We start from the raw sequence: 16,359 nt of genomic DNA, 5'->3' as shown, positions 1-16,359 counted from the left end.
AAAATCACAATTTTTATAAAAATAATTTGTGTTTTAAAAATATGATACAAGATGCAACGTATATGATACGCGGGTGTATTATATGCGGGCCGGGGGCGCGCTGGTACGCGTTGCGTGTCGCGCTCGGGTCGCGTTGCGGGGTTGCGCTCGGGTCGCGTTGCGGGTTGCGATAAAAAAAATGTATCTTTATTGCATGGCGATGGTAACAGAAGTTTTCACTCCGGCAATGTTCCGGGCAATGGCCGCGAAGGGCTACACGCAAGAGGATTTGTGCTTGCGTGTCGGCTGGTCGCGCCGCAAGATTGTGGACAACTTCACGATGGAACTTGCCGCGGCCATCGAGTTTCTGCTCGACACTCCTGCGAAGGAACTGTGGAATTTCCGGAAGGGCGAGCTGCGTGCATTGCAGGCGGGCCGCAGGGAATTCAACCGCATGCTGTGTTCGCGCGAGGTTATCGCGTGGGCGCGCCGCTTCCCGGTGCGTGAACTGGAATCGCGCGGGCTTATTGCGAGCGCCGCCGGCATGGGCGCCGCTGGCATGGGGGCTATCGGCCACAACGAGGCCTCTGCGACTGCTGCGGCCACTGCGTGCAATTCGCATGCGCAGCGTTACGAATCGGGGCTCGTTCCCCGCGAGGTAATGAGGTTCATGGGCGTCGCGAGTATTGCCGGCTGGCAGAAGGCCTACGCGATTGCGCAAGATACGCTCAACCCGCACGCCTATTCCGCATGGCTGCGCGTCGGGGAACTCCAGGTGAGCCGCCCTCCCGCAGATTTCGAGATTGACCGCGGGTGCATTGCGCGTAACCTTGCCTTCTTGCGGAACAATGCGGTGCCTTACAGGGCCGGACTGCGGCGCGTATTTGTGGAAACTCTCCGCAAGTGCGATGTCGCCGTATTGCAGGTGCCCGCGTTCCTTGCTGCGCCAGCCCCGCGGGCGGCATGCTTCTGGAAGGGTGCGCGCCCGGTACTGCAACTGCCCACGGGTACGGCAAGCGACGGCGACTTCATGGAATCCGCATACGGCGCGATGGGGCATATCCTGTATAACCGCAAGAGGCTCTCGTGTCTCGTGACTGCGGATAAAGTAATTTCGAGCGACCCTTTGCGGGGTGTTGCCGCGATGCACATCGCGGAGAACCTGCTGCTCACCGAAGCCGAGGAATGCGAGATTATTTGCTGCGGGCGATTCGAGGAACCGCGCTGCATCGAGTATTTTTCACGTGCGTTCCACGTGCGCCCGGGTATCATCGTCACGCGCCTGCAGGCCCAGCGGAAAATCCCCGCGATAAGCCCGCTGAACGCATTTAAAATAGCGGTTTAGCACCCGCTGGCATCCCCGCTTTAGGTGGGGATTTCCCTTTTATACAGACCAAATGGCTACGTTTTGCCGATTTAGTCTGCTTTTAGAGATGGGTTTCCCGCCCTTAAATGTGAAAAAAACGAATTTCGGCAGACTAAATGGCTTTGAATCCTTGCTTTGGTCTGCTCGCCAGCCGTAAAACCATCCAAATTGTTGCATACAAACTAAAAATCGGCAGACTAAATGGCTTTGAAACCTTGCTTTGGTCTGCCCGCCAACCGTAAAACCATCCAAATTGTTGCATACAAACTAAAAATCGGCAGACTAAATGGCTTTGAATTCTTGCATTGGTCTGCCTGCCAGCCGTAAAACCATCCAAATTGTTGCCTACAAACTAAAAATCGGCAGACTAAATGGCCTTGAAACCTTGCATTGGTCTGCCTGCCAGCCGTAAAATCATCCAAATTGTTGCTTACAAACTAAAAATCGGCAGACCAAATGGCCTTGAAACCTTGCATTGGTCTGCCCACCAGCCGTAAAACAGCTTGGCTGCCGTAAAACAGCTCGCCCTAGTCCATGCGCCGCACGCGGCGCCCACGCTACCCGTTAACTAATTTCACGAACTCGCGGCACACCGCCTCGGGGTCGCTCTTCCCGAAAATCGCGGAGCCCACCACGAACACGTTCGCGCCCGCTTCCTTGCAGGCGAGGATGTTGTCGAGCTTCACGCCGCCATCAATCTGGATGTCGAGTTCCGGCTTCATCTGGCGCAGTTCGCGAATCTTGTCGAGGCAGTACGGGATAAGGCTCTGGCCACCAAAGCCAGGGTTCACCGACATGATGAGCACCATGTCCACGATGTTGAGCACGTACTTTATGCTTTCGAGCGGAGTCGCCGGGTTGATGGCCACCGCGGGCTTCACGCCGAGTTCCCTAATCTGGTGCAGCAGGCGGTCGAGGTGGTTCGTTGTCTCGGCGTGCACGCTGATGATGCTTGCACCTGCCTTCGCAAATTCGCCCACGTAGTTCTCGGGATTCTCGATCATCAGGTGGCAATCGAGCGGGAGCTTGGTGCCCTTGCCCACGCATGCGGAAATCCCCGGGCCGAAACTGATGTTCGGCACGAAGTGCCCGTCCATGATGTCGAGGTGCACGAGGCCTGCGCCGCCGTTTTCGATGGCCTTGAGGCCGTTACCGAGTTCGAGGAAGTTAGCGTTCAGCACGCTGGGGGCGATAATTTGTTTGAGCATACGCCAAAATTAGCAAAAAGCAAGGCCCGGCGCATCACCAAACCGGAAATACACTTCTTCAAACCCAAAATAAACATCATCAAGCCGGAAATACGCATCGTCAGCCCCCAAAACGCCTTCATTTTACATCTAGCCACGAAACTTATTTTTTACTAACTTTGAGCTCGAACTTAACATTAGGAGATAAAATCATGGCTAAGACTACTGCAAACAAGGTCGCAAAGGCCCCCGCAAAGAAGGCCGCCGCCAAGCCGGCTGCCGAAAAGAAGGCTTGCGCTAAGGCTTGTGCAAAGCCCGCCGCCAAGAAGGCTGCCCCGAAGGCTGCTGCCAAGCCGGCCGCCGAAAAGAAGGCCGCTCCGAAGGCCGCCGCCGCGAAGAAGGTCGCCGTCGAATTCGTCGCCGACTGCCCGCTCGCAACGACCGTTTCCGTCGCTGGTTCCTTCAACAACTGGGCTGTCGACAAGGACATGCTCAAGAAGGACAAGAAGACTGGCCTCTGGACTGCGAAGATTTCCCTCGCCGCTGGCGACTACGAATACAAGTTCGTGTGCGACGGCAAGAACTGGGACGCAGGCGACAACAAGATCAAGCACGTCTAATTAACGTTCTTTGTCATTCTGGAGCGCAAGGCGCGATAGAATCCATATAGAAATTACGCCGGGCCAATCGCTCGGCGTTTTTTGCTAGATATCATATTATGGTGTGTAAAGATGCGTTTGCTCACATTTCTGGTGCGGCCCTATTGCGCCAGCGTCTTGGTTTAATTATATTTACACTTACATAGCGGGGTAACCTGCGTCCGGATTTATGGAGCTTTGCTTCTTATTACCTTCTTGACTGGAATCGGCAAAATTCAAACGCAGAAGGTAATAGGCAAACGCTCACGTCCCCTTCGGGGCGTGGGTTGTTGACTTTTGTTTGTGCGTTATGGCTTTGCCGAGCCTCAGTCTGCAAGCAATCGATTGGCAACACACGCCTTTTTCTATGCAATGACCGCCTTTGATTGGCCCTCCGTTTTTTTCGCCGCTTTCCTCCCCGCAAAAAAAAACGGAGACTCTATGGAAATCAAAGCGCGTTTTTCCCGATACGTTCCTGCATGCGCCGCCCTTGCTACTGCGGCAATCCTCCTGTGTTCGTGCGCGACAAACCCTCCCGCATGGTATAAGGCGGGCTACTCCAAGTACGAAACCGATAACGCGCTCGCCCAGTGCGAATACGACGTGAGCATGCAGATGCTGCCCGACGACAAGCAGGGTCGAGCTGTGAACAACTGCATGATTCGCCAGGGTTTCCGTTTTGTGGACAACCCGCCCGACGACCCGGAAATGGACCACTACGTACCCCCCGCACAGCAGCCTGCACATGCGGCGCCGCAACCCGCTCAACCTGCACCTGCATCGCAACCCGCATACCAGTCGCCCGCCCAGCCTGCTCCGGCCCCGCAGCCTGCATACCAGCAGCCCGCCCAACCCGCTCCTGCACAGCCTGCGCGCAACCAGATGATCGATGAATCCGGGGATAACCAATGGTGGAAATAAGGACATTGAAGGCGCTGTGTGCCGCGTGCCTTCTCGTGGCCGGTATGGCGCTTATGGGGTGCGCAGGCAAGACTGTGGTTATCGGGCAACAGACCTGGATGACCGACAACGCGAATGCGCCGGTCGAAGGTGCAAAATGTTACAGGCAAGGTAATAATGGCCAGCAGTGTGCCGACAACTTCATGGTCTATGACTGGCAAAGTGCGAACAGCGCGTGCCCCGAAGGTTTTCACTTGCCGAGTCTTCAGGAATTCTCGACTCTCGAAAGTGCGCGCAAGGCGAAGAACGATGTCGTGAACCTAGCATGCCATGATGATGGCAAGACGTTCGATAACGGGCTCTGCTACGAAACAGCCTTTTCCGCATTCTGGACAAGCACGCAGGCCGACAATAAAACCGCGTTCGTGTGGGACGTGGAACTCGACTACACGAACCTCGCCCCGCGTGCTGCCGGGAAAAAAGAACTCTTTGCCGTGCGCTGCATAAAGGACTAGCCCATGCTTAAACGAACCGCCATCACGCTTATTGCCGCATGCGCATCCGTTTTCGCAGGCGACATCTCTATATCGCTCCCCTCGTCCGAGAACTTGGGTGAAAAAATCAGCTTCTTGAAAGACCTTCGCGAAAATGCAAATCTCGACGCCATGCAACAGAAGGATTTCAACGACCTGTGGACACAGGCGAATAATGTCGCCGCCATGAACAATCGCTGTGGCTCGATTCTTTTGAACGATATCCCCGACGAGGCGTGCCAGCACTTTTACGAGGTTGAGCTCCCTGCATTCGAGGCTAAGTTCTTCGAACTCACCGGCGAATTCAAGCTGAATGCGGTCAAGGCGTCCAACACGCTCTCGGATAAGCGTGCGATGATCGAGGCGTGCGCCGCGGCCCTCACGCCAGAAACATACCAGGTATCCAATATAATGACGGTCATCGGCGAAGTATCTCCCGAGCCTCTCGATGACGGAATGGCGATGATCAGGTATAACCTGGCGCTTGCAATCAACAGGGCAAAGCGCGAGGCTATTGAAGCGCAGCTTTCCAAGTGGTACGAGGCCTGTGGGGAGGGTGTCCTGAGTCAGGGGGACTATTCGCCGCTGTTCGTACAGAGAATCAAGAAGCAGGTCTCGCGGGCCGGTAACTATACGCGGGCCGGTAACTATATCGACATTATTGGCGGCAAGATTGTGGTGGTACAGGCCAAGCAGGAACGCTTCAGCTACTACGTGAACGACCGATTCCTTTTCGGCAAGTCCATCCTTGCGGGTGCGAAACTCCTTTCCATTGACAAGGCGGGCGTAGTGCGTTTCATAAACACGTCGGGTATCCAGTGGAAGGATTACGCCATCTTCAACGAGGAAGAAATCCAGAAGAGAGGGTTCAACGGCCGCATGCTTTGGGGCGACCGCATCGCCCCACTTCGCACGGTCCGTGCGTTCAAGAGCGGGAGGATTTTCAAGAGCGTCATTATCGGCAAACAGGAATGGAGCGCGATGGATCTAGGTGCTGGTGATTGGAGGCGTGCCGTGCAGTCCTGTCCGACGGGCTGGCACCTGCCCACGGATGACGACTGGAAAGAACTCGGGAATTTCGTGAATGCTAATAGCTATGGCGCCCCTATCCCGCCCATGCTCAAGGCCGCCCGCGGGTGGGCTAATCCGGGCATCGACCTTTACGGATTCAGTGCGAGGTTGGCTAAGTACACGGAATACGGGACACAGGCTCCACCGCAAAAGAAGGAATGTGCCAGGTACTGGAGCAATACGCAAGTGAATAACATGGTTGCAAGTTACTGGGAACTTTGTGACGATAAACTCCGTTTGGGCGAGTCCGACAAGCGGAGTACATATTCTGTCCGTTGTGTACAGGATGGCAACCTTTCTTTCAAGAAATAACGGTCGGGCGAGCTATGAATAAATTAGTTTTATTGTTTTTGATATTGCCTTTTGTCGCCGGATTGTGCTTTGCACAGGATAGTGTGTCGGCTGTTACTGAACCTGCTCCCGTTTTCGTAGATGAGGCGGTCTCGCCGGAATCTCCTGAAGAATCGGCCGCACCTGCTTACGACAAGCGTATTTTTGAAGACCTCGGTAAAATTTGTAGCAAGCGCTTCTGTGCTGTAGAGATATTCTTCAGGAACGGAACCTATTCGCAGATGACAAAGTCTAGGTCACTGCTATCGAATAAGGAACTTCTGGATTATGATTCTAGCCACAAGGCTCCCGGTACGGATGTAGAAGGCGATTCGCTAGAACCCGGCGTTGAAAGTGCGGCTCCGCTTGACAGAGATGCTCAAAAAATGCAAATTGCGGATAAACTTGCAAAAATGTGCGCGGGCAAGGAATTCTGTACTCTCGAGGCCACGTTGCACGGGCCCTCCTTCACGTTTGCATCGCTCAGGAACGTGACTACGGATATTCGCCCCAGGAATCAGGAAATCCCGCGTTACGCCGAGATACACTATTCTTCCGATACCGAGGTAAAGCCTTTCGCGGTTCAGGCAATCGCCATGCCACGCAAGTCTACAAGGCAGGCTCCGCAAGAGGTTGCCCCGCAAGATGTTTCGCCGGCATCAAGCGATGTTTCCTCTCCCGTCGCGAAGAAACCCGCAAGGCGCTTCAAGAACAAGAAGTTTTCGCATGCAATCGCGTTCTCGCTCGGGTTCCTGGCCGAAGATGAATACGGTTATATTGGTGGACTGGATGTTGCGCAGGCGCTGGAACTTTTCCCGCGATATACGTTCAAGTGGGCGTGGCACGACTATGTTACGTTTGCTCCCGGCATAGGCATCGCGTTCCGGAACAATACTCTCAACATTGATGACGAAATGACTGTTTCCGGGAATACCTATGATTATTACTATGGCTATAGCTACACCACAGTTAGTGAGGATGGCTCGATCAGTTACCAAAACATCACGCTGGACATCCCCATCGAATTTCGGTTCGGTAGCATGTTCTTCGGGAGCGTTACGCTTGACCTGCGCAAGCCTATAGCCGAGTGGTACGATTACGAGGTAGATTTTTACCGGAACTATTCTTACAGCAGTTTTGATTACGATAATGGTGACGGGTTTGATTTCTTTGCGGCGGACGATGCTGAAATTGGCCTCTGGCTTGGTGTGGGCGTCCAGCACAACGGATTTGGTTTTGAATTTCAGGCTTTGCTCGCAAATGATGGCTCAAGCAATGGAACTCATCAATACGAATATCTTTTCGACGGATATTTCTCCTTCCGGCTCTTGGCTGAATACACTTTCTAGGGAGGTACCATGAATTGTAGACAAGTTCAAAAAAAATGGATTCACGCCCTTCTTGTCGCACTGGCGGCCGGCCTTGCTATGGCGTTCCTCACTGCATGTGGAGATAGCCCGCTGTATATGGCCGGCGAGGATATCGAGGATGCCGAAGATTGGGCACGCAATGACACGTATTATTCTATGGAACGTGAAGCGAAGATCAAGGCGTCGAGCAGTTCAATGGCGCAAGCCCTCAGCGTGTGCGAGGCACGCTATAACTACACTTGCTGCAGCAACTGCTACTATGCCTACGGGTACTACGAATGCTCTTACTGCACCAATAAGTGCTATGATGATTACGGATACTATATCTGCTACTCAAGTTCGAGTTACCGCTACAGTTCCTCAAGTTATTACTCGTACTACAGTTCTAGCAGCTCGGCTCCTGCCAAGACATATTACCTAAAGACCTCGAAAACGATGAAGTTCTCGCTCACCTATTACAAGCAGGTGTCGAGTGACTGGGACATATTCGATAACGCGGGCGATCCGGAGGTGAGTTTTACGGTCTATTGCTATTCGGAGGGTTCGCTGTTGAAATCCTTGTCGACGGGTCTGCTTTTGGACAAGGTCGATATCACGTCGTGGAGCGGTACAAGCAGCAAGGCGCTGACTATTCCTGTAAATACGGACGAAATAAAAGTCTGCCCGAAGGTCGTAGACGATGACCCCTCCAGCGATGACGAAAAGACCGTGTCGGGTGGGTGCAAGACAGTTTCTGAAGTGGGTTACTTGGCCGATTACAGCGTGCAGGCGCAGTACCAATACACCAGTGTCTACAAGATTGATTGGGAATGGTATCTGTATTAGGGAGATTTACTATCTTTCCCCCCATGAATTATTCCATCCCCCAAGAAGTTTTCGTGAAGGCTGCCGAACAGTACGGCACCCCCCTCTGGCTCTATGACCGCGCCACCATCGAGAAGCGCGTCAAGGAAGTTCAGGTTTTCGACACCGTGCGCTTTGCCCAGAAGGCATGTCCGAACCTCTCCATCGTAGCGCTCGTACGCAAGCTCGGTGGCGTGGTCGATGCGGTTTCTGCAGGCGAAATCGTGCGCGCGTTGAAGGCGGGTTTCAAGGGTGGTCAGCAGAAGGGCAAGGCTCCCGAAATTGTCTACACCGCAGACATCTTCGACCGCGACGCGCTTGAACTCGTGAAGAAGTACGACATCGCGGTGAACGTCGGTTCGCCCGACATGATCCAGCAGCTGGCCGATTTCGGCGTGAAGTCGGAACTCACGCTCCGCGTGAATCCGGGCTTTGGTCACGGGCATTCCAGCAAGGTGAATACCGGTGGCCCGCTCAGCAAGCACGGCGTGTGGCACGAACAGATCAAGGACTGTGTCAAGCTCGCGCAGGCAAACGGCATGTGGATTACCGGGCTGCACATGCACATCGGTTCCGGCTCCGACTTCGAACACCTCTCGCAGGTTTGCGATGCTATGGTGGATGCCAGCCGCCGCCTGGGCTCTCACCTCCGCACCATCAGTGCAGGGGGCGGCCTCCCGATTCCGTACCACGAAGAAGACAAGGGCAACCGCATCGACATGCAGGCCTACTACGACCTGTGGGACAAGGCCCGCAAGAACATCCAGCAGAGCATCGGCCACGAGGTTCACCTGGAAGTCGAACCCGGTCGTTACCTGGTGGCCGAAAGCGGTTACCTGATGGCCGAAATCCGCGCCGTCAAAAAACAGGGCGACAACCTGTTCTACCTGGTGGATGCTGGCTTTACTGACCTCGTTCGCCCGAGCTTCTACGGCAGTTATCACGGCATTTCCATCATCGCCCGCGACGGTCGCGAAATGAACGAGATGGTCGATGCCGTCGTGGCGGGCCCGCTTTGCGAATCCGGTGACGTGTTCACGCAGGAAGAAGGCGGCTTCGTGGTGACCCGCAAGCTCCCGAAAGCAAAGGTCGGCGACTTGCTGATTCTCCATGACGCAGGTGCCTACGGTGCCGCCATGAGCAGCAACTACAACAGCCGCCGCTACGCCGCCGAGACCATGTACACGGGCGGTGAACTCAAGGTCATCCGCGAAAGGCAGACGTTCGAGCAACTTTTGCAGAACGACAGGGTGATTGAGCTGTAAGTGAATGTCACCCTGGAGGGAGAGCTGCGCTCGACCGATAGGGTCTATAATAAAAGCCCACGGAATAAATATCCGCGGGCTTTCATTTTTAGTGGGAATATATATTTTATATTAGCGTCCGGTAAAGCTTCTTAATTCAAAAGAAATCTAACAAAAAAGGTGCCTTCCGTTTCCGGGAGCCGCCGCTTTTGACTATTGTTCAGTTTGTGAAAAAAACAAATCAAAAAACATTATGGAAATTAGAGAGTTTTATCGGATAGCCGCTATTCGCACAAATCGCAAAGTACCTTTTCAGGGATGAAATTCTCAGGATTTTCCGCAATGTCGGCGGGGATATTCCCTTACAATATCGCCCCGCACATGAGCGGGGCGTTATCTTTTAAAAGAAATCTTCAAACTGGGCTTCCAGCAAAGCGTACACCTTTTCATGAGAGCATATATGTAGGTGCGCTAATTCATTACGGCATTCGTACATTAACTTAAGGCGGCTTTCTCTTTTTTTATCCCGTTCTTTATCCAAAGCTTCACCCTTATACAACTCATAAAGACGCTTTAATTCTGCCTCATACGGATTTGCAATCCAAGTATTGCCGCCAACAACCGTAATACCACGGGTTTCTATAACAGATTTTATTTCTGCCCAATACCGTTCGACCCACTTAATACGCTCAATTTCCATTATGGGAAACAAAACCTGCATTTGAGCGGTCCAGATAAGCCTATCAATTTTCTCTGTTCTCTTATTACGAACTAAATTCAAAATATGATCTTCGGAGCACCCACGCCTTGCAAATCTTGCATCTACCGAAATGTTTCGCAACGCTTCATCAATGCGACAGACCTTAAGTTTATAATCCTGCGCCAGCATGCAGGCAATTTCAACATCCTTCTTGCACAACGTTGAAATAAGCATCGATAAATAGTGTCTCCACCGTTTGTCGTACCCTTTATCATCCAATACATACTCTATAAACAACTGGACGCTATAATCGCGAATAAGAGACTCATATCGAATGGCTTTTAAATTTTTATATTGAGATATATCGTTATCAAATGGCATTTCGACAACGATCATGCCGCGTTCTCTTTTTTCTATTTCAAAACCATTACAAAATTTCAGCCATTGGTCAACATTTTTTTCCGACAATCCCTTAATCCAAAGCAATTTGCCCTGCATTAGGTTATTGTTCAGAATATGCTGCTGAATCGTATGCACAGAGCTTCCCCGGTAAGTATCGTCGCCCAACATTTTCAACAAAAATACACCCGGAGTACGGTTCTCCTTGTTTTTGTCAAGAACATCTATAGTTTCTACACTTAACCGAGAACAATCCGCCACGGCATGCCCCTGCATTACATAACGCATAGAATCTCGCCATGGCAAGTCGTTAGGAACGAGCAACACCGGCAGCTTACACTCACGCAAGGCGGTTACCGTAGCATCAACAAAAGCCGATGCACTAGTTATCTTTTCCCACCAATATATTTCAAATGCGCTACGTTCCATTTTTCTTATCAAACTCAAAATTAGCTTCTTTTACATCTTGCTCAATTTTATCGAGGCTACTGCCAATCATATCAACAAAGGCCCTACGACGTAAACGATATTTGTTATCAGACAATTCAAGAATGCCCATATCCACCATTTCGTTGAGCAGGTCTTCGTAGTGCTCTTCATTCGCAAGAATCTTTACGCCAAGAAAATCAGCCATTTCCTTGATTTCTGCAATGGAGAAGCCCATCCAAATCATATTAGATTTATCATTGATGTGGTAAAGGGCTGTAATACATTTGGACAACATCAAGTATCGATCATCCAATTGCAGGGACATCACAAATTTTTCCTGAATACTCTTATTCAGAGAATCTGACGCAATTGCCCGACTCAACTGAGAACGATCCAACAGGAACGGAGGATTGCCACCACTAGAGCTGTAGTTGTATTTATCAATCAGAGTCCTTTTGACCAAAATATTGCCAAAGAACTGAATCATGCCCGGATAGTAATTGGTATTAGCCAGGATAGAATCTAGATATGGATACTTAGCAACCTTAAATCCAAGATAACGCAACGGGCGAAGCAGCAAATTTGAGGCATCGCGATAACGTAAGGGCCGAACACAAAGCGGTCGACCAAACTGGCCCAAAAGGCTGTTATCCCTTGCGGCATTCTTTGCACGACTCACATTGTGCAAGCCCGCAAACACAAATCTAAACTGATTATGCGTACTGCGCTTCAAAGCAATAAAATCTTCTAGGCTGCTGTAATTATCCTTAGAGATGCTTTCCAAATAAACATCAGATTCATCCATCAGCAAGAACAACGATACCAGTTTACCCTCTCCAAAATGCCTTTCTATGTTCGTTTTTAGGATACTAATCCTTTTGCAAGGTTGAATTATGCTAATACGGGACGCCCTAAGTTTGCTATTTATTGCCTGGACAATTTTTTCAACAAATGATCCTTCGGTGTTGCAATGTTTGATATCCACATATACCGCAACTTCCTTCAATTCAGGCTTATGGCACAGATTTGCCGCACGCAAGAGCAAGGTTGTCTTACCCAACTGACGGCCGCCATACACAAAGCAAGGTGGATTATCCGTAGTTAGCGAACTAATTTCTTCCTCTCGACCAAAGAACATTTCATCGCCAATACCCGAAGAACTATTGTCGTCACAGAAAGGCTGATAGGTGGAGTAGGGCAACGTGCATTGAAGCATTGCCGTAATACGTTCACTACGCCTTAAACTCGCCAAATAGACCAACAACACGACATCAATCAAAAGGAACGGATTCTTGCTATTCGTTGGTGTATGCGTAAGGTCGGCAACACGGTTTCGATACGAAAGGTCAAGAGGAAGATTAATCAATACAACCGTATTAATTGAGCGCAAGCTCTTCTTTACACAGTAATCAAAAATATCAGGGACAAGATTATCCGCAACCAAGTTCCTATTCACACAAATCACATTAATGCTAGAAAGTCCTGTACCAAAACTGGTAATAGGATGCTTATACAAACGCAACGACTTGTCTACAGGCTTCACCTTAACAGTAAAATGCTTAAAAGATTCACCAGGGGCAGTTCGTTCTGTAACTTCAGAGACTTCAAATCCCATTGCGTCAAAGAAATTCTGTGTCTTTTGAATGCGCAAAGGGTCGTTCCACTGATCCAACCACCAGTTTCTAAGAAGCGAATCACTCTTTTCAGCAACAACATCCAAAGTGGTCACGTTTTCTTTAAGGTATTCTTCGCCATACACAGCAACAGGTCTTTGTGCATTTGTCCTACAAACTCCAATCAGAGCTTTAGCACCCCTTGGGGATAAGAAATCGTCAAAGTATGATTTCTCTGCATTCTGTTCCTCATTATAATCTTCCACATCGTCATTATGGTCGTAGCGGTTAATATACTCTTCAGCAAGAGCGTAGTTCTTTTCATCAAAGGCCTTCTGCGCTTCTTTTAAGAAAACATTTTCTTCTTCTGATGCTTTCTTCTTCTGAAGTTGTTCAGCCAAGCCTTTCCCGATGCGAACAGCAAACCCATTTTCCCGCTCCACCAAACCGTCAAGGAACCACTTCCATTGAGCAAAATCACCCCTTTCAAAGAACTGGTCTTGGAACTGATCAACCATGGCAAAAAGCTCTTCTTTTTCACGCTCGCCAAATTGACCATAGGTGTAACGCAAGCCCACATCATCTTTGAACTTGTCTTTGCCGTGTTCAGCATGCACTCTAGCCGCATTCCAGGTTATTTCCTTTTCCTCTTCACTTGAATAAGAATTCCTATTCAGGTAAAGATCTATCATATCAAGCTGGTGTAAACTGTCAAACAGAGAAAGTCGATTATTGTAATCTACATCACCATCTGTCGTAATACTTTCTCTTACGGAATCAAAATCCTTTTTCTCGGCAACAATATGGCGTAAAGCGTAAAGCCAGGGCTCATTATAACGGATTAACGTCATATTACGATCCAAGAAAGGCATTCCATCCTCATCCAAGGAAATGCAACCCGTCTTGAGCAGTTCCGAGAACGAGGAAAGCATATAATTTTCAGGGATACTTGACGTCAAGTACATCTTGATATACTTCAAGGCAAGTTCAAGAATATTTCCTTGACCCAGCTTTTTCCATGATAGATTTGCAAACAAAGAGTCAATAATTTGAACAATTTTGTCACGTGCATCCTTGCGTTCTTGCTGTGCAGAAGAATCAATAGCATCCCCACCAAAACAGTCTACCCATTCCTTTACAACTTCAATCCTCTTGTAAAAGACATCTACAAACTTTCGTTTAACCGCATGGGATGTACTACTCTTTTTAAAAAACTCGGCCCAGCATTCATCAACGTACGCTTCTACCTTTTCCAAGGTCAATTCTTCATGTACATCTATGGTTTCCAGGAAAAATTTGAGTTCCCCTAACGACTTTGAATCCGTTTTCCCTTCTTCGACCCACTTTACGTACTTGTACATATCGCAATTAGGGTCGTACAAGTATTTAGCATTAAACGGCTTATGAGCTAAAATAATGCTAGAACGAGAAGGAATCAAGCTCATCTTTGCCTTTTCCCTCATAGCGTTCATCTGCCTGCTAAGGTTTTCACTAGAATCAATAGAGCGCAGAACATTCTTGGTAAAACCAAGTTCATAGGTTTCCAAAGAAACCAACAGGGCATTATAGAGAGGTTTGAATTCCGCAAAATCTTTGAATTCGTTGTCAAAGTTTTCAAAGCTAGACCTTACCAAACCTTTGAATCCATAATCATGCGGGACAGGGGTCACCATTCCTTGCAAATAAATTGCAAGCGTAATTTCCGGCAAGGTATATTCAAGACCAACGACAACTTCCTGTGAATACTTAAGAGACTTGTCTAAGAACAAATGTGTAGCAAGCTGAATCTGCTTTGATAATTGCCCACACCTATTAAATCCTTCTTCAAAGGATGCCGTTTCCGCCAAAAGCAAGGACTGAATAACAACATCCTCGTCACTATCCGCCTTCAACAATTCCTCTGCAACATAGAGGAGTTCACTTTCTTTCGGCCTGCAACGGAGCCCTATCAACTGCCCTGCAGTCGGTTCTTCAATGGGCTCCCTATTCGCGTCATCGGCAACATAAACAGAATCATCAACCATTGGCGGAGGAGGAGCGTCCTTGCTTGTATCATCAACAATGTCGTTTTCTTCTTGAACTGCAGGCTCTACTGCTTGAAGCGGCACTGCAGACACCTCTGGCTCCTTTTCTTGTGGCTCTACAGGTTCCGGTCTCGTTTCAATTTCTAGCACCTGATCGCTAACGGAGCCCTCCCTGGGATTACACTTATAAATCCTTCCATCCTTGGCCACATAGACATTTTCGCAAGCAGCATTGAACACCTGTGGAATCTCTATAGCATCGGCAACAACCAAGACGTCTTGGCAATCTGATTCCGCGGCATCAGAAGCATCCAAAATCAGATAACACACAACACACCGATCTTCATAAGGAACGGGAACTTTGTAACTATTTTTCGTCCGAACAGTTTCATCAACAATCTTTTTTAAATTCTGTTTTTCAAGGATTTGAGACATGCTTCCATAATATGTGAAAAGCACACCATTTTTCCTGATATGACTATCAGCCTCAGTTTTGGAAAGCGAGGCCTTCCCTATCAAACCGCCTTGGCTATAGGACAAAAGCAGGGCTTTTTTAACTTTGTCCTTGTTTTTATTAAATCCTTCACTAAAGTATCGAGAAAGGGTATAATATCTGGTTTGATCACCATCTACCCCAGCCATTTCGTACTCTACATACATGTGCGCCTTTACGCCCTCATCCATTTGCATGCCACCAACAGGAAAGCCTTCGATAGGCTTCAAAATCGCACTAATCTGGTGCCTATTTAAAAAGCCAAACTTTGAAAGCGCAGGAAGAACAAAGCTATGAATTTTACTACGGAGCAAGGGAATGATATCGTCCTTAAATTTTTTCAACGGCGGTACAATTACATCGCCATTAGCACTAATATGCTCGTCCTGGACGGGGGGCTGTTCAACAGCAGGCTCATCAACTATAGGTTCTTGGGGTTCAGGCTTCTCAGTTGCGGGTTCTTGGGACTCGGGTTTCTGAGAAACAGCTTCCTGGGGTTCAGGCTTTTTGAGTTCAGGTTCCTGAGCAACAGTTTCCTGGGGTTCCGCTTCTCTAAACTTTTTGATCGTTAGTAAGAAAGAAACTTTTTGACCATAAATCTCGCGAGCCTTTTCGACCAAATCAAAAAATTCATCCGCCTCGGAATCACAGTCAAAAGCATCCAAGAATACCTTCGGAGCATTTGCAAGTTCTAGAAGCGATTCAACATCTTGATTTTCTATATTAGCCAGTTTTTCTAGGGCATTCTGCGCTTGCTGCTGGTGATGCTCTATGCACTTAGGATCAGAGGAGGGCGGGACAATTCGACAGAACCTGCTCAAAATTTCGCGGGCCTCATTCACCTTTGCACGTAAAGCCAAGTGCTTACTATGTTCAACAGCGCAAATGAAATTTTCTACCCCATCAGTTTCATGAATTTCTTCGGACGACGTAATGTTCTTTGTCAAAGAATAGATTTTACGATACTTTTCCGAAAGTTGTTCAATGGCTTGTGTCACAAGATCCAATTCGTCTTTTGCAGGCAACTTATACGAATGGATACAATCCTGTAGTTCAGCCAATTTTTGATCAATGGATACAATTTCATTGTCAAAAGCAGAAACAAGTTCCTTAAACTCGCTAATTTCGGCACTTTGGCTATTATTTAGCTTTTCCAGCAGCCCCAGCAACTTCTTTTCCTGCATAAAAACCATCCTATTTCTTATACAAGTAATATAAGTAAAATACTTGAAAAACAGCA

The 16,359-nt window shown here is 49.0% G+C and carries 11 protein-coding genes; 8 read left to right on the top strand and 3 right to left on the bottom strand.

What is annotated here, in order from left to right; all coding sequences use genetic code 11:
- Window positions 1-199 precede the first annotated feature (199 nt).
- Window positions 200-1,324, top strand: a complete 1,125-nt coding sequence (locus BUB22_RS10090) for a hypothetical protein (RefSeq protein WP_139258954.1) — start codon at window positions 200-202, stop codon at window positions 1,322-1,324.
- 578 nt (window positions 1,325-1,902) lie between these two features.
- Here the strand turns inward: BUB22_RS10090 and rpe are convergent.
- Window positions 1,903-2,553 (bottom strand): ribulose-phosphate 3-epimerase, encoded by a 651-nt coding sequence (gene rpe / locus BUB22_RS10085; protein WP_073115017.1) that lies wholly within the window; start codon window positions 2,551-2,553, stop codon window positions 1,903-1,905.
- Between the two features lie 191 nt (window positions 2,554-2,744).
- Here rpe and BUB22_RS10080 point away from each other — a divergent pair, with 191 nt between their 5' ends.
- The 7 genes from BUB22_RS10080 to lysA all read left to right on the top strand — a co-directional run bounded on the left by BUB22_RS10080 (window position 2,745) and on the right by lysA (window position 9,482).
- A complete protein-coding gene (locus BUB22_RS10080) occupies window positions 2,745-3,152 on the top strand; it encodes a glycogen-binding domain-containing protein (RefSeq protein ID WP_073115016.1) in 408 nt (135 codons plus the stop codon).
- 459 nt (window positions 3,153-3,611) lie between these two features.
- Window positions 3,612-4,091, top strand: a complete 480-nt coding sequence (locus tag BUB22_RS10075; RefSeq protein WP_072811798.1) for a hypothetical protein — start codon at window positions 3,612-3,614, stop codon at window positions 4,089-4,091.
- Window positions 4,079-4,585 (top strand): FISUMP domain-containing protein, encoded by a 507-nt coding sequence (locus BUB22_RS10070; RefSeq protein ID WP_073115014.1) that lies wholly within the window; start codon window positions 4,079-4,081, stop codon window positions 4,583-4,585. The genes BUB22_RS10075 and BUB22_RS10070 overlap by 13 nt, the downstream gene beginning before the upstream one ends.
- Window positions 4,586-4,588: 3 nt before the next feature.
- On the top strand, window positions 4,589-5,986 hold the full coding sequence (locus BUB22_RS10065; protein WP_073115013.1) for an FISUMP domain-containing protein: 1,398 nt from the start codon (window positions 4,589-4,591) through the stop codon (window positions 5,984-5,986).
- An 83-nt stretch (window positions 5,987-6,069) separates the two neighbouring features.
- On the top strand, window positions 6,070-7,353 hold the full coding sequence (locus tag BUB22_RS10060) for a hypothetical protein (RefSeq protein WP_073115012.1): 1,284 nt from the start codon (window positions 6,070-6,072) through the stop codon (window positions 7,351-7,353).
- A 9-nt stretch (window positions 7,354-7,362) separates the two neighbouring features.
- Window positions 7,363-8,199 (top strand): hypothetical protein, encoded by an 837-nt coding sequence (locus BUB22_RS10055; RefSeq protein WP_139258953.1) that lies wholly within the window; start codon window positions 7,363-7,365, stop codon window positions 8,197-8,199.
- A gap of 23 nt (window positions 8,200-8,222) precedes the next feature.
- A complete protein-coding gene (gene lysA, locus BUB22_RS10050) occupies window positions 8,223-9,482 on the top strand; it encodes a diaminopimelate decarboxylase (protein ID WP_073115010.1) in 1,260 nt (419 codons plus the stop codon).
- A 379-nt stretch (window positions 9,483-9,861) separates the two neighbouring features.
- Here lysA and BUB22_RS10045 read toward each other — a convergent pair whose 3' ends face one another.
- A complete protein-coding gene (locus BUB22_RS10045) occupies window positions 9,862-10,989 on the bottom strand; it encodes a hypothetical protein (protein ID WP_073115009.1) in 1,128 nt (375 codons plus the stop codon).
- Window positions 10,979-16,303: an ATP-binding protein gene (locus BUB22_RS10040; RefSeq protein ID WP_139258951.1), complete on the bottom strand. Its 5,325-nt coding sequence runs from the start codon at window positions 16,301-16,303 to the stop codon at window positions 10,979-10,981. The genes BUB22_RS10045 and BUB22_RS10040 overlap by 11 nt, the downstream gene beginning before the upstream one ends.
- Between the last annotated feature and the right edge of the window lie 56 nt (window positions 16,304-16,359).

This window comes from Fibrobacter sp. UWCM, assembly GCF_900129735.1.
Classification (GTDB): Bacteria; Fibrobacterota; Fibrobacteria; order Fibrobacterales; family Fibrobacteraceae; genus Fibrobacter.
The sequence above is the reverse complement of the archived record's forward strand: the minus strand, read 5'-3'. Positions and strand labels throughout refer to the sequence as shown.

What these genes read in the sequence shown, in the direction of transcription:
- BUB22_RS10090 (WP_139258954.1), top strand. Translation starts at nt 200, where the DNA reads ATGGTAACAGAAGTTTTCACTCCGGCAATGTTCCGGGCAATGGCCGCG.
- BUB22_RS10065 (WP_073115013.1), top strand. Translation starts at nt 4,589, where the DNA reads ATGCTTAAACGAACCGCCATCACGCTTATTGCCGCATGCGCATCCGTT.
- BUB22_RS10055 (WP_139258953.1), top strand. Translation starts at nt 7,363, where the DNA reads ATGAATTGTAGACAAGTTCAAAAAAAATGGATTCACGCCCTTCTTGTC.
- rpe (WP_073115017.1), bottom strand. Translation starts at nt 2,553, where the DNA reads ATGCTCAAACAAATTATCGCCCCCAGCGTGCTGAACGCTAACTTCCTC.
- BUB22_RS10045 (WP_073115009.1), bottom strand. Translation starts at nt 10,989, where the DNA reads ATGGAACGTAGCGCATTTGAAATATATTGGTGGGAAAAGATAACTAGT.
- BUB22_RS10040 (WP_139258951.1), bottom strand. Translation starts at nt 16,303, where the DNA reads ATGCAGGAAAAGAAGTTGCTGGGGCTGCTGGAAAAGCTAAATAATAGC.
- BUB22_RS10070 (WP_073115014.1), top strand. Translation starts at nt 4,079, where the DNA reads ATGGTGGAAATAAGGACATTGAAGGCGCTGTGTGCCGCGTGCCTTCTC.
- BUB22_RS10075 (WP_072811798.1), top strand. Translation starts at nt 3,612, where the DNA reads ATGGAAATCAAAGCGCGTTTTTCCCGATACGTTCCTGCATGCGCCGCC.
- BUB22_RS10080 (WP_073115016.1), top strand. Translation starts at nt 2,745, where the DNA reads ATGGCTAAGACTACTGCAAACAAGGTCGCAAAGGCCCCCGCAAAGAAG.
- lysA (WP_073115010.1), top strand. Translation starts at nt 8,223, where the DNA reads ATGAATTATTCCATCCCCCAAGAAGTTTTCGTGAAGGCTGCCGAACAG.